This window comes from Streptomyces poriferorum (assembly GCF_019399235.1).
Lineage (GTDB): Bacteria > Actinomycetota > Actinomycetes > Streptomycetales > Streptomycetaceae > Streptomyces > Streptomyces poriferorum.
Genome location: NZ_JAELVH010000060.1, coordinates 38,756 through 52,215, shown reverse-complemented (window position 1 = coordinate 52,215; position 13,460 = coordinate 38,756). Strand labels below are relative to the sequence as shown.

Genomic DNA, 13,460 nt, shown 5'->3' with positions numbered 1-13,460 from the left:
GCGCGGCGCCGCGCCAGCAGCGTCCACACGCCCAGCGCGAGGACCAGCACGGCGCCCGCGCCGATGCCGGCCGCGCCGACGAGCTTCATGGTGTCGCTCTCGCTCTCGGCCGCCTGCGGGCCGCTCTTACCGCTCTTGGCCAGGTCCTTGTCCTTGTCCGTGACCGCGAAGATCCCGGCGTCGCCCGCGTACGGAGACCCTTCGGTCTCGCCTTCGACCTTGACGGTCAGCGTCAGCGGGAACGGCTTGTCGCCGTAGGCCTCGGCGACCTCCGGGCTCAGCGTGACGGACAGGTAGTACCAGCCCGCGAAGCGCACGGCGCTGACACTGCTGCTCGCGGCGAACCGGTTCCGGTACGCGACCGGAGGCACCGGGTCCAGCGAGACGGAGGCCGGCTTGCCCGAGTACGCCATGGGCGACGCGTCGCCGACATGGCCCTGGGCCGGGTTGTCGAGGGCCATCGCGAGCGCGCCGCTGACGTACTCGTCGGAAGCGGTGCTGTTGCCGAGTCCGGCCGTGGCGAAGATCTGCTGTCCCCAGTCCACCGGAACCCGGTAGAAGCGGGTCTGCCCCGGCGTGATCTCGTCCTTCCACTCACCCGTCTCCAGGCTCGTGGCGTCGTAGTAACCGGAGCCGCCCTGCCTGCGGTTGTCGGTGGCGGGCGTCGGCGGCGCGGGCGACGCGGACGGCCAGTCCTCCGGCGCCTCAGTGGGCATCGCGGCGTCGTCGGCGAGCTCCGGCTCCGTCGCGTACCGCAGCTCCAGCTCCCAGTCCTCCGGTCCCGAGGTGGCCTTGCTCTCCCGCTCGACGAGGACGTTGTACGTACCCGGGCCCTGGCAGGTACTGCTGTCCTTCTCCACGACCCGGTAGGCGTACGCGGCGATCGGACGCGGATACTCCGCGGACTCGAACCGGGCGTCCTCGGAGCTGCACTGCAGATCCGAGGAGTCCCTGACGCTCACCGTGATGCCGTCCCCATAGGCGACCTTGCCGCCGCTCTTGGGCACCGCGACGGCGGAGACGTACGCGTTCGTCGTCGCGTCCAGGTTCAGCCGGTAGTACAGCTTCTCGCCGGTCTTGATCGAACTCCGGTAGACGGAACCCGCCTTGAGCGCCTTCGCATCGGTGTTCACCACCGCGCCGGCCACCGCCTCGGCACCCGGGTCGAAGGTGTACGCGGCGGTCTCACCGTCCGCCCACGCCGGTCCCGGCAGCGCCGCCACCGCGCACATCGCCGCGACCGCGGCCAGCGTCACCCGGCCCCTGCTGCGCTGCCTCATCACGCGCTTCCCCTCGTCGTCCGTGCGGCTGCCCCGCGGCGGCTGCGTACATATACGAACACGGCGACCAGCGCGGCCATGACGGCAGCCCCGGCAGCAGCCGCGATGCCGGTCCATCCTGCCCCTCCCGCACCACCGCTGTCTGCGGACGCGGTCGAGTCGTGCTTCCCGTCCCCGCCCGGGGCCTCGGCCGCGGGCGCGCCGTGCTCCGGTCCGGCCCGTTCCTCGCCGAGCACCGACACCCGCAGCACCAGACCGATCTGCGGGTTCTCCGCGATCTCGGCGGCCTGTGCGCCCAGCGTCACCGAGAGGTAGAAGCCGCCCCCGGCGTGCACAGGCCACACATCGGTCCGGTCCTCGTAGCGGTTGGTCCAGGCGACCGGCACCCCGCCCATCGCCACCGCGGCAGGGCGGCCGTTGTACATCGCGCTCGGGTGGAACTCGCCGCCGCCGGTGAGCGGGTGGCGGGCCGGCGTGTACAGCTGGGTCGCGCCGTACGAGTACGTGGCCGTGCCGCCGTCCACCGTGGGCTCGTTGGCGAACTCCACCTCGTAACGGACCTGTTGGCCCCAGCCCGCCGGAACCCTGTACCAGAGCGTCTGGGACGGCAGGATCCGGTCGCGCCACACGCCCTCGCCGATCGTCTCGGCGTCGTTGAACCCGGTGCCGCCGCGTACCTCACGGGGGTCGCCCGCGGGCAGGACGGCCTCCTTGCCGCCCCGGCCGTACTCCGTCTGCGACTGGGCAAGCGTCACACCCTTCGCCGGCGGCGCCTCGACCCCGTACACGAGCTCGATGGGCCAACGCGCCGCGTCGGAGCCCTTCTTGCTCTCGCGTTCCACCACCAGCCGGTAGCGGCCGGCCCGGTCGCAGGTGCGGGTGCCCTCCTGCGAACGGATCCGGGCGACCGCCGAAGTCAGCGGGACCGCGCCCTCCTTCTGCAGGAAGCGTGCGGTGTGCGTCCCGCAGGAGCCGTGCTCGTCGTACTCGATCCGGGTGCTCAGCGCGTCGAACGTGTCCACGGCCGCCCCGGGCTGCGGCACCGCCGTCGCCGCGAAGTCCACCGTGGACACGGCGTCCAGACCGACCGCGTAGTACCGCTTCTCGCCCGGCCCTATGGTGTCCAGGTACTGCCCGGGTACGAGCACGGGCGCCCCGCCGGCGGTGGCCGCGCCCGCCACCCGCTCGCCCCGCAGGCGGTAGCCGTCGGCGGAGAGCCGGGAGGCGCGCTGGAGCTGCCGGGCCAGCGCCTCGGCGTCCGGCGCGTCGCAGTAGCGGCCGTTGCCCGCGTTCGCGATGCACTCCAGCTGTTCGCGGGCCGCGCCCTTCACCTGGAAGCCGACGGTGTCGATGCGCAGCCCGACGCCCTCCTTGCCGAGCTGCTCGGCCACCTCGCACGGCGGCGGCGTACCGCAGTTGTCCTCGCCGTCGGAGACCAGCAGGATCGTGCGCGTACCGATGGATCCGCCCGCGGGTCGCGGCAGGTCCCGCGCCGCCTTCCGGAGCGACAGACCGATGGGGGTGTCCCCCCGGGGCCGTACCGCCGCCACGGCCTGCATCATCGCGGCCCGGTCGAGGGGGCGCACCGGGCGTACGAGCCGGGTGTCCGCGCAGCCCTGCGGCCGGTCGGCGCCGTACACGCGCAGGCCCGTCGGAAAGCCGTCGGGGAGACCGTCCACGACCGTGCCGACGGCTGTCCGGGCGCTCTCCATCCTGGTGCGCCCCGTACCGTCGTCGTCCGCCATGGAGCCGGACGAGTCGAGCACCATGACCAGGCTGCCGCTCCCGTCGGACCGGGCCGCGGCCGGTGTCTCAGGGGCGGCCGACGGGTCCGCCAGGGCCGGCAGCCCGCCTGCCACCAGGGCGAACAGCGCCCCGCCGATCAATGTCCCCACCCGCGCTGTGCGGTGGTGATTGCGTGCGTTCACCCGTGCCCCCTCGCCCCGAACCCCGGTTTCTTTGCTCAAGCAAGCTATTGATTTGCTTAAGGGAACTCAAGGGCACAGGCGTCACGGTCCCGCAACAGCACGAAGCCCCGGCCGCATCTGCGACCGGGGCCCGCGACAGGCTGTTCTGTCTCACACACCCGAACCTGCGGGCACGGAGTCAGTCGCCTCCGTCCACAGATCCTGCTCGGCGCGATCCGCCTGGATCTGGCGGTACACGAGGAGCCCGCCGATGGCGGCCAGTGCGACCAGGAGAAGCTTCTTCACCGCGCGACCTCGTCTTTCCTTGGCATTGGGGGATTCTGCTGCCCGACTATACACATCGGCCGATATCGACCGGTGACCTCCCCGCAACCCAACTGGCGCCTACGGAGGAGCGATCATCGCCGGCCTGTGCATCGGCGGACACGGGTGCCGGCGGCACCCGCACTCGACGCCCGGACACCTCATATCCGCACCGGTTGCACCATACGAGTGGTGTTCATCTGAAGAACGGCATATCGGTGGCGTCGCTCCACGGAATCGCGAGCCGGATCCACATCATCAGAAAGGTAAGCAAACCGGACCACCCGAAAGTGAGGGGCCATGAGCACCTTCAAGGCCAAGAGCATCTGGACCGCCTTCATCACCGCGTTCTTCGCACTCCTCGCGTCCCTGGGCCTCGCAAGCTCCACCGCGGCGGCCACGGAAGCCACGGTCACGGAGCCGGCGGCCACGAGCCACGAGCACAGGGCCCGGACCGCCGCAACTCCGGCCGCCCCGTCGGTGCGATGGACCCTCCCGCGTGACCGGGCGCTGCCGCCCACAATGAAGCAGCGCATCCGCGCCGAGGCCCACGGTTCCTCGCCCGCCGCCCGGACGCTCGCCCCTGACACCCTGGACACCGCCCGCGCCCCGCACGGCACCCGCACCGCCCTCGGCAACGCCCAGGCTCAGGACGGCGTCCCCCTGCCACCCTGAGCGCACCGCGCCTGACAACGCGAGGCCCCTGGACCGGGATCCCCGGCAGGGGCCTTCTTCATGCCCGCAGGGTGGTGCCCTGCGGGCCGGCCGGCGTCACGCCCCGCAGGGTGTCCTGCGGGGTCCTCCGGGCCGGGGTCACACCACGGACGGGGCCCTGGGCCCGCGCAGGGCCGGCACGAGGGCCACCACCCAGCCCAGGAACGTCGCGCCGAGGACGACGTCGACGACCAGAACCAGCCACCGGTTGTCCCCGCCCCGGTTGGGGCGATCAGCGACGGCACCGGGTGGACCGCCATGCCTGCCAGGGCGATCAGCCGGTCACCTCGTACTCCACGCGGTCCCACGCCTCGATCCGTCGAGGCGCTCACCGTGCGGAAGCTCCAGGGCCGCACATACGCGGAAGGCCGGTAGATCCTGGGATCTACCGGCCTTCCGACCTGCTACTTACTGCTGTGGGGCTAACAGGATTTGAACCTGTGGCCTCATCCTTATCAGGGATGCGCTCTAACCAACTGAGCTATAGCCCCGCCGCGCTTTTGTGTCGCGCTGACGTGAAGAAGATTAGCGCACGTCGGGGCCAGTCCCAAAATCGATACCCGTACCGCTACTCGTCCTCGGCCAGCGTGAGCTCGACTCCGCCCACGAAGCCCGCCGACAGGTTGTAGATGAAGGCGCCCAGCGTCGCCAGCGCGGTCGCCAGCACCACGTCGATCACCGCGATGACCGAGGTGAAGATCAGCACCCGCGGCAGCGAGAGGAACGACTGCAGGTCGAAGCCGTTGCCCTCGTTGGAACCGGTCGCCTCGCTGATGGTGCCGCCGACGGTCTCGAAGACGCCCATGGCGTCCATGACCATCCACAGCACCGCGGAGGCGACCACCGTGCAGATGCCGAGCGCGATGGACAGCAGGAAGCTGACCTTCATCACCGACCACGGATCCGCCTTGGCCACCCTCAGACGCGCCTTGCGGGTACGCGGAGTCGTCCGCGCGCCCGTGCGCGGTCTACGGGTCGCCTGAGCCGTTCCCGCGCCCTGCTGGCCCCCGTGGGACCGGCCGCCGCCCTGGGTCCCGCCCGGAGGCGAGGGGTAGGCCTGCGGCGGGTGGTACGGGCCCGCCTGGCCCGGTGCGGGTTCCCGCTCACCGGGCAACGGCCCGGTCGCGTAACCCTCGTACTGGGGCTGAGGGCCCCGGGTATCCGTCACAGTGCCCCCTTGGGAGTCCGTGGCAGAGCCACGGGCACCGTTCCCGCCGGCTCCTGAAGCGGCCGAACCTGCGCCCGTGGCTCCACTCACGCTCTACTCCTCGTGCTCCCCGGTCGAGGACGTGTTGCCCTCGACTGTGCCGTCGTCCGTGCTCCCGGCAGTCGCGTCGGCCGTGGTGGCCTCCGCTGACACTGCCTCGATCGTCCCGCCTTCGGCATCAGCGTCGACGGAACCGTCGACCTCTTCGGCCTCGCGCCCTGCCTCGGCGTTGCGAGCGATACCGACAACGGCGTCTCGCTTGCCCAGATTGATCAGTTGGACGCCCATGGTGTCACGGCCCGTCTCCCTGACTTCATTGACTCGCGTACGAATCACACCACCGCCGAGCGTGATGGCGAGGATCTCGTCCGTCTCCTCGACCACCAGCGCACCGACCAGCGAGCCCCGGTCCTCGACGATCTTGGCGGCCTTGATGCCGAGGCCACCGCGACCCTGGACGCGGTACTCGTCGACAGGGGTCCGCTTCGCGTACCCGCCGTCAGTGGCAGTGAACACGAAAGTACCGGGCCTGACGACATTCATCGAGAGCAGTTCGTCTCCCTCGCGGAAACTCATGCCCTTGACACCCGAAGTGGCACGGCCCATCGGGCGCAGCGCGTCGTCCGTAGCGGTGAACCTGATCGACTGGGCCTTCCTGCTGATGAGCAGCAGATCGTCCTCGGACGACACCAGCTCGGCGCCGATCAGCTCGTCGTCCGATCCGTCGGCCGTCTCGCGCAGGTTGATGGCGATGACGCCACCGGAACGCGGCGAGTCGTAGTCCTTCAGCGCGGTCTTCTTCACCAGACCGCCCTTCGTGGCCAGGATCAGATACGGCGCCGCGTCGTAGTCGCGGATCGCCAGGATCTGGGCGATCTGCTCGTCCGGCTGGAAGGCCAGCAGGTTCGCCACGTGCTGACCGCGGGCGTCACGGCCGGCGTCCGGGAGCTCGTAGGCCTTCGCCCGGTAGACCCGGCCCTTGTTGGTGAAGAACAGCAGCCAGTGGTGCGTCGTGGACACGAAGAAGTGGTCGACGATGTCGTCCGACTTGAGCTTCGTGCCGCGCACACCCTTGCCGCCGCGCTTCTGCGAGCGGTAGTCGTCCGTCTTCGTCCGCTTCACATAGCCGCCGCGGGAGATCGTGACGACGATGTCCTCCTCGGCGATCAGGTCCTCGATGGACATGTCACCGTCGAAGGGCACGAGCTTGGAGCGCCGGTCGTCGCCGAACTTGTCGACGATCGTCGCCAGCTCCTCGCTGACGATCTGCCGCTGCCGCTCCGGCGAGGCGAGGATCGCGTTGTACTCGTTGATCTTCGCCTGGAGCTCGTCGTGCTCGGCGGTGATCTTCTGGTGCTCCAGTGCGGCCAGCCGGCGCAGCTGCATCTCCAGGATCGCGTTCGCCTGGATCTCGTCGATCTCCAGCAGGCCCATCAGACCCTCGCGCGCGATCTCCACGGTGTTGCTGCGCCGGATGAGGGCGATGACCTCGTCGATGGCGTCCAGGGCCTTGAGCAGACCGCGCAGGATGTGCGCGCGCTCCTCGGCCTTGCGCAGCCGGAACTTCGTACGCCGGACGATGACCTCGATCTGGTGCGTCACCCAGTGGCGGATGAACGCGTCGATCGACAGGGTGCGCGGCACCCCGTCCACCAGCGCCAGCATGTTCGCGCTGAAGTTGGACTGCAGATCGGTGTGCTTGTACAGGTTGTTCAGTACGACCTTGGCGACCGCGTCCCGCTTCAGCACGACGACCAGGCGCTGGCCCGTACGCGACGAGGTCTCGTCACGGACGTCCGCGATGCCGCCGACCTTGCCGTCCTTCACCAGGTCGGCGATCTTCTGCGCGAGGTTGTCGGGGTTGGTCTGGTACGGAAGCTCCGTGACCACCAGGCACTGGCGGTTCTGGATCTCCTCGACCGCCACGACCGCGCGCATCGTGATCGAGCCACGGCCCGTGCGGTACGCCTCCTCGATGCCCTTGCGGCCCACGACGAGCGCGCCCGTCGGGAAGTCAGGGCCCTTGATCCGCTCCAGGAGAGCGTCCAGCAGCTCCTCCTGAGTGGCCTCCGGGTGCTCCAGGTACCACTGGGCACCGGAGGCGACCTCGCGCAGGTTGTGCGGAGGGATGTTGGTCGCCATGCCGACCGCGATGCCCGCCGAACCGTTGATCAGCAGGTTCGGGAAGCGCGCCGGCAGAACCACCGGCTCCTGGTTGCGGCCGTCGTAGTTGTCCTTGAAGTCGACGGTCTCCTCGTCGATGTCACGGACCATCTCCATGGACAGCGGCATCATCTTGCACTCGGTGTACCGCATGGCGGCGGCCGGGTCGTTGCCCGGGGAACCGAAGTTGCCGTTGGAGTCCACCAGCGGCATGCGCATCGACCAGTGCTGCGCCAGGCGCACCAGGGCGTCGTAGATGGAGGAGTCGCCGTGCGGGTGGTACGTACCCATGACGTCACCGACGACGCGGGCGCACTTGTAGAAGCCCTTCTCGGGCCGGTAGCCGCCGTCGTACATCGCGTACAGCACCCGGCGGTGGACGGGCTTGAGTCCGTCCCGCACGTCGGGCAGGGCGCGCGACACGATGACGGACATCGCGTAGTCGAGGTAGGAGCGCTGCATCTCCGTCTCGAGCCCGACGGGCTCGACACGCATGCCCACGCCCTCGACGGGCGGGACCTCTTCGGGCGTCACGGGGGCAGGGGTGTTCTCGTCGGCCATTGCTGGTCAAAGTCCTTTCGCGCTGCGGCTTGCTTGTACGGCCGACTCAGATGTCGAGGAAGCGGACGTCCTTGGCGTTGCGCTGGATGAACGAGCGCCGCGCCTCGACGTCCTCACCCATCAGCACCGAGAACAGGTCGTCGGCCTGCGCCGCGTCGTCGAGCGTGACCTGGCCGAGCACCCGGTGGTCGACGTCCATCGTGGTGACACGCAGCTCCTCGGCGTTCATCTCGCCGAGGCCCTTGAAGCGCTGGATCGAGTCTTCCTTGATCCGCTTGCCGTTCTCCTTGCCGAGCACCACGAGGGCGTCGCGCTCGCGATCCGAGTACGCGTACTCGAAGTCGTCCCGGCCCCACTTGATCTTGTAGAGCGGCGGGCGCGAGAGGTAGACGTGCCCGGCCTCGACCAGCGGCCGCATGAAGCGGAAGAGGAACGTCAGCAGCAGGGTGTTGATGTGCTGACCGTCGACGTCGGCGTCCGCCATCAGAATGATCTTGTGATAGCGGAGCTTCTCGATGTCGAAGTCCTCGTGGACCCCGGTGCCGAAGGCCGAGATCAGCGCCTGGACCTCGGTGTTCTGCAGGATCTTGTCGATCCGGGCCTTCTCGACGTTCAGGATCTTGCCGCGGATCGGCAGGATGGCCTGGTACATCGGGTTACGGCCGGACTTCGCCGAACCACCGGCGGAGTCACCCTCGACGATGAAGATCTCGCACTTCGTCGGGTCGTTGGACTGGCAGTCGCTCAGCTTGCCCGGCAGCGAGGCGCTCTCCAGGAGCCCCTTGCGGCGGGTCAGGTCACGCGCCTTGCGGGCCGCCACGCGGGCGGTCGACGCGGCGATGCCCTTGCGGATGATGTCGGCGGCCTCGTTGGGGTTCCGGTCGAACCAGTCCGTCAGCTGCTCGTGGACGACCTTCTGCACGAAGGTCTTGGCCTCCGTGTTGCCCAGCTTGGTCTTCGTCTGGCCCTCGAACTGCGGCTCGCCCAGCTTCACCGAGATGATCGCCGTCAGACCCTCGCGGACGTCCTCACCGGTGAGGTTGTCGTCCTTCTCGCGCAGCAGCTTCTTGTCGCGCGCGTACCGGTTGACCAGCGAGGTCAGCGCCGCACGGAAGCCCTCCTCGTGCGTACCGCCCTCGTGCGTGTGGATCGCGTTGGCGAAGGAGTAGACGCCCTCGCTGTACTGCGTGTTCCACTGCATGGCGATCTCGGCCGAGAGGAGACGCTCCTTGTCCTCGGCCTCGATGTCGATCACCGACTGGTGAATGACATCGCCCTTGCGGGAGTTGAGGTACTTCACGAAATCGACGATGCCGTTTTCGTAGTGGTACGTGACCGTGCGGGTCGTCTCCTCCTCGGGGACGTCGACCGCCTCGGCGCTGTCCGCACCGGCCGTCGCCTTCGCCGACTCCCGCTCGTCGGTGAGCTTGAGGGTGAGGCCCTTGTTGAGGAAGGCCATCTCCTGGAAACGCCGGGAGAGGGTCTCGAAGGAGTACTCGGTCGTCTCGAAGATGTCGCCGTCGGCCCAGAAGGTGACCGACGTGCCCGTCTCCTCGGTGGCCTCGTTACGGGCCAGCGGAGCGGTCGGGACGCCGAGCTTGTAGTCCTGGGTCCAGCGGTAGCCGTCCGTCCTGACCTCGACGGCCACCCGGGTGGACAGCGCGTTGACCACGGAGACACCGACACCGTGCAGACCACCGGAGACGGCGTAGCCGCCGCCGCCGAACTTGCCGCCGGCGTGCAGCACGGTGAGGACGACCTCGACGGCGGGCTTGCCCTCGGACGGCACGATGCCGACCGGGATGCCACGGCCGTTGTCGATCACGCGCACCCCGCCGTCGGCGAGGATCGTGACGTCGATGCTGTCCGCGTGCCCGGCCATCGCCTCGTCGACCGAGTTGTCGACGACCTCCTGCACGAGGTGGTGGAGACCGCGCTCACCGGTCGAGCCGATGTACATGCCAGGTCGCTTGCGGACCGCGTCCAGACCCTCGAGCACGGTGATCGCGTTGGCGTCGTACGAGGCTTTCACCTCACCCGAAGCCTTCACCTCGGCCGGGGCGGGAGCAGCGCTGCTCTCACCGGGGGTGGACGGAATGTTCTCGTTGGGGTTGCCGGAATCGGCCACGAAGCGCCCTTTCTGGCACAGCACAGGCCGTTCTCCGGGCAGGCGGGAGCGGCTGCGTCGTTCGGCGTGTATCGACGAATCCCGCAAGGACGCGGGATTGTCCATCAGTCTACCGGTAGCGCCGACCCGAATGGGGGTTTGCCGGTACCTGAGTCCGCATGTGCCGCCCTGAATGAGCGCCTGACGACTCCCCATATCCGGGAAGGGGCCTCAAGAGGCTCACACGGGCATTGAGCGCTTCGGCCTGTCAGCCTCCCGCTACGGTGAGGGACGCCCGCTGCCCGCCGTACGGTTTCAACCACCGCACACCCCCACAACACGGGTATGCCGGTCATCGGCGGCAACAGGGGCATACCCCGCACCGGGACTCTCGCGCACAGCGCCGGAGCCCTCGTGGCACAGGTCAGAAAGACCAGGTCAGAGCCGGTCATCCATAGGTGTCGCCCGGGCCCGTGCTGCCCGGGGCGCGCAGCGGACCGTATCTGCGCGCGGGCCCTCCCGGCCCCAGGACCTTGATCATCCGGACGGTGCCGTGCCCCAGATCCGCGTTCAGCCGGGCCACCAGCTGCGGCGCCAGCAGCCTCAGCTGCGTCGCCCACGCCGTGGAGTCGCACTGCACCGTCAGCACCCGCTCGTCGGGGTCCTCGTCGTAACGCAACGGCACACAGTGATTGGCCAGATCGTCACCCACGATCTGCGGCCAGCGGCCCATCACACCGCCCACCGCGGCCGGCGTCTCCCAGCCGCGTTCGGTGATCAGCCGGTTGATGGCGGCACCCAGCGGCAGCGGATCCCGGCCGTCGGCGCGCGCACCGGAGCGCAGCCCGCCGCCCCGCCGGGCCTGCTTCTTCTGCTGGGCGGCCGCACCCCGCGCCTTCGCCTGCTCCTTCGCCGCGCGCAGGGCCACCCGCGCCAGGTCCACTCCCGAGGGCTCCGGCTGCTTCGCCGGGTCCCCGGCCGGGTCCTTGCCGTCCCCGTCGCCGCTCACAGCCGCTCCACCTCACCGGCGGACACCGCGTACCGCGTCCCCGCGAGCACCCCGGGGACGTCGTCGTCCACCGCGGCCGTCACGAGCACCTGCTCGCCGGGGGCCACCAGCTCGGCCAGCCGCTCCCGGCGCCGTGCGTCCAGTTCGGCGAAGACGTCGTCCAGGACCAGCACCGGCTCATTGCCCTCGGAGCGCAGCAGATCGTACGAGGCCAGCCGCAGGGCCAGCGCGTACGACCAGGACTCCCCATGGCTGGCGTACCCCTTGGCCGGCATTCCGCGCAGGCCCAGGACCAGGTCGTCGCGGTGCGGGCCTACCAGCGTCACACCGCGCTCGATCTCCTGCTTGCGCACGTCGGCGAGGGCCGCGATCAGCTGCCCGTACAGCTCCTCGCGCGTGCGCGCGGACTCCACCTCCGCGCCCACCGAGCTCCGGTACTCCAGCGTCACCGGACCGCCGCCCGGCGCCACGTCCGCGTACGCCTTGTCGGCCAGGGGCTGCAGCGTCGCGATCAGATCCAGCCGCTGCGCCAGCAGCTCGGCACCCACCCGGCCCAGATGCTGGTCCCAGACGTCGAGCGTCGACAGGTCCATGGACCGTCCGCCGTGGCGGCGCGCCATCGCCGCGGACTTCAGCAGCGTGTTGCGCTGTTTCAGCACGCGCTCGTAGTCGGAGCGCACCCCGGCCATGCGCGGCGAACGCGCGGTGACCAGCTCGTCGAGGAACCGCCGGCGCTCGCCGGGGTCGCCCTTGACCAGCGCGAGATCCTCCGGCGCGAACAGCACCGTGCGTACTATCCCCAGCACATCACGGGGTCTGACCTGGGACGATCTATTGATCCGGGCACGATTGGCCTTGCCCGGGTTCAGCTCCAGCTCGACCAGCTGGGACCGCTCGCCCTGGGTGACGGCCGCCCGGATGACGGCCCGGTCGGCCCCCATCCGCACCAGGGGCGCGTCGGAGGAGACGCGGTGGCTGCCGAGCGTCGCGAGGTAACCGACGGCCTCGACGAGATTGGTCTTGCCCTGGCCGTTGGCGCCCACGAACGCGGTGACGCCCGGGTCGAGAGGCACCTCGACCCGGGCGTACGAGCGGAAGTCGGCCAGCGACAGATGCGTGACATGCATGGTGTACGCCGACCTTTCCGGCTTCCTGCTCCGTGCTTCGTGGGGCGGGGCGGACCTTCGGTGCCGTCCCGCTCCCCGTTGCGGCTGCTGCTTGTTCCCGGCCGCTACTTCTTGTTCTCGACCGCGTGGCCGCCGAACTGGTTGCGCAGCGCGGCGATCATCTTCATCTGCGGGGAGTCGTCCTGGCGCGAGGCGAAGCGCGCGAAGAGCGACGCGGTGATCGCGGGCAGCGGAACGGCGTTGTCGATGGCCGCCTCCACCGTCCAGCGGCCCTCGCCGGAGTCGGCGGCGAAGCCACGGAGCTGGTCCAGGTGCTCGTCGTCGTCCAGCGCGTTGACCGCCAGGTCGAGCAGCCAGGAACGGATGACCGTGCCCTCCTGCCAGGAGCGGAAGACCTCGCGCACGTCCGTGACGGAGTCGACCTTCTCCAGGAGCTCCCAGCCCTCGGCGTAGGCCTGCATCATGGCGTACTCGATGCCGTTGTGGACCATCTTCGCGAAGTGGCCGGCGCCGACCTTGCCCGCGTGGACGGAACCGAAGTCGCCCTCGGGCTTCAGGGCGTCGAAGACCGGCTGGACCTTCGCGACGTGCTCGGCGTCGCCGCCGTACATCAGCGCGTAGCCGTTCTCCAGGCCCCAGACGCCGCCGGAGACGCCGCAGTCGACGAAACCGATGCCCTTGATGCCCAGCTCGACGGCGTGCTTCTCGTCGTCGGTCCAGCGGGAGTTCCCGCCGTCCACGACGATGTCGCCGGGCGAGAGGAGCTCGGCCAGCTCGTCGATCGTGGACTGGGTCGCGGCACCGGCCGGGACCATGACCCACACGACGCGGGGGCCCTTGAGCTTGCCCACAAGCTCTTCGAGGCTGTGGACATCGGCGACGTCCGGGTTGCGGTCGTAACCGATGACGGTGTGGCCGGCGCGGCGGATGCGCTCGCGCATGTTGCCGCCCATCTTGCCGAGGCCGACGAGACCGAGCTCCATCAGAGATTCCTTAAGCGTTGTGCCGATTCGTACCCAGGACCGAGCCTACGCCCGGCGGGGGACAGGACGCCGGGCATG

Annotated in this window: 10 protein-coding genes, 1 tRNA gene and 1 pseudogene; 1 reads left to right on the top strand and 11 read right to left on the bottom strand. The window is 69.6% G+C overall.

The genetic code is table 11. The annotated features are described in order from the left end of the window. The 3 genes from JGS39_RS13665 to JGS39_RS13655 form a co-directional block, all read right to left on the bottom strand. On the bottom strand, positions 1-1,280 hold a 1,280-nt coding region (locus JGS39_RS13665; protein ID WP_236063539.1), incomplete at its 3' end, for a hypothetical protein. Then, positions 1,280-3,208: a vWA domain-containing protein gene (locus JGS39_RS13660; RefSeq protein ID WP_308120399.1), complete on the bottom strand. Its 1,929-nt coding sequence runs from the start codon at positions 3,206-3,208 to the stop codon at positions 1,280-1,282. The genes JGS39_RS13665 and JGS39_RS13660, both read right to left, overlap by 1 nt. A gap of 150 nt (positions 3,209-3,358) precedes the next feature. After that, on the bottom strand, positions 3,359-3,493 hold the full coding sequence (locus JGS39_RS13655) for a DLW-39 family protein (RefSeq protein WP_003958712.1): 135 nt from the start codon (positions 3,491-3,493) through the stop codon (positions 3,359-3,361). Between the two features lie 318 nt (positions 3,494-3,811). On the opposite strand from JGS39_RS13655, the gene JGS39_RS13650 reads away from it, so the two are divergent. Next, positions 3,812-4,186 carry a DUF6344 domain-containing protein gene (locus tag JGS39_RS13650; RefSeq protein WP_219569156.1) on the top strand — a complete coding sequence of 125 codons (375 nt, stop codon included), beginning with the start codon at positions 3,812-3,814 and terminating at the stop codon, positions 4,184-4,186. Between the two features lie 138 nt (positions 4,187-4,324). Here the strand turns inward: JGS39_RS13650 and JGS39_RS41900 are convergent. From JGS39_RS41900 to gnd, 8 genes and pseudogenes are all read right to left on the bottom strand, one after another. Next, a pseudogene (locus JGS39_RS41900) lies at positions 4,325-4,435 on the bottom strand (hypothetical protein); the annotation flags it as partial. A 207-nt stretch (positions 4,436-4,642) separates the two neighbouring features. Beyond that, positions 4,643-4,716: transfer RNA gene (locus JGS39_RS13640), tRNA-Ile, on the bottom strand. Between the two features lie 77 nt (positions 4,717-4,793). Further along, entirely contained in the window at positions 4,794-5,393 is a 600-nt protein-coding gene (locus tag JGS39_RS13635; protein WP_219569154.1) for a DUF3566 domain-containing protein, read from the bottom strand. A 93-nt stretch (positions 5,394-5,486) separates the two neighbouring features. Next, entirely contained in the window at positions 5,487-8,156 is a 2,670-nt protein-coding gene (gyrA, locus tag JGS39_RS13630; RefSeq protein ID WP_219569152.1) for a DNA gyrase subunit A, read from the bottom strand. Between the two features lie 46 nt (positions 8,157-8,202). Then, positions 8,203-10,308: a DNA topoisomerase (ATP-hydrolyzing) subunit B gene (gene gyrB, locus JGS39_RS13625; protein ID WP_219569150.1), complete on the bottom strand. Its 2,106-nt coding sequence runs from the start codon at positions 10,306-10,308 to the stop codon at positions 8,203-8,205. Positions 10,309-10,711: 403 nt separating this feature from the next. Continuing rightward, on the bottom strand, positions 10,712-11,272 hold the full coding sequence (locus tag JGS39_RS13620) for a DciA family protein (RefSeq protein WP_219569148.1): 561 nt from the start codon (positions 11,270-11,272) through the stop codon (positions 10,712-10,714). Further along, complete coding sequence (gene recF, locus JGS39_RS13615; protein ID WP_219569146.1) at positions 11,269-12,399, bottom strand: DNA replication/repair protein RecF; 1,131 nt, start codon at positions 12,397-12,399, stop codon at positions 11,269-11,271. The genes JGS39_RS13620 and recF overlap by 4 nt, the downstream gene beginning before the upstream one ends. A gap of 104 nt (positions 12,400-12,503) precedes the next feature. Continuing rightward, on the bottom strand, positions 12,504-13,382 hold the full coding sequence (gene gnd / locus JGS39_RS13610) for a phosphogluconate dehydrogenase (NAD(+)-dependent, decarboxylating) (RefSeq protein WP_123460434.1): 879 nt from the start codon (positions 13,380-13,382) through the stop codon (positions 12,504-12,506). Between the last annotated feature and the right edge of the window lie 78 nt (positions 13,383-13,460).

What these genes read in the sequence shown, in the direction of transcription:
- JGS39_RS13650 (WP_219569156.1), top strand. Translation starts at nt 3,812, where the DNA reads ATGAGCACCTTCAAGGCCAAGAGCATCTGGACCGCCTTCATCACCGCG.
- gyrA (WP_219569152.1), bottom strand. Translation starts at nt 8,156, where the DNA reads ATGGCCGACGAGAACACCCCTGCCCCCGTGACGCCCGAAGAGGTCCCG.
- recF (WP_219569146.1), bottom strand. Translation starts at nt 12,399, where the DNA reads ATGCATGTCACGCATCTGTCGCTGGCCGACTTCCGCTCGTACGCCCGG.
- gnd (WP_123460434.1), bottom strand. Translation starts at nt 13,382, where the DNA reads ATGGAGCTCGGTCTCGTCGGCCTCGGCAAGATGGGCGGCAACATGCGC.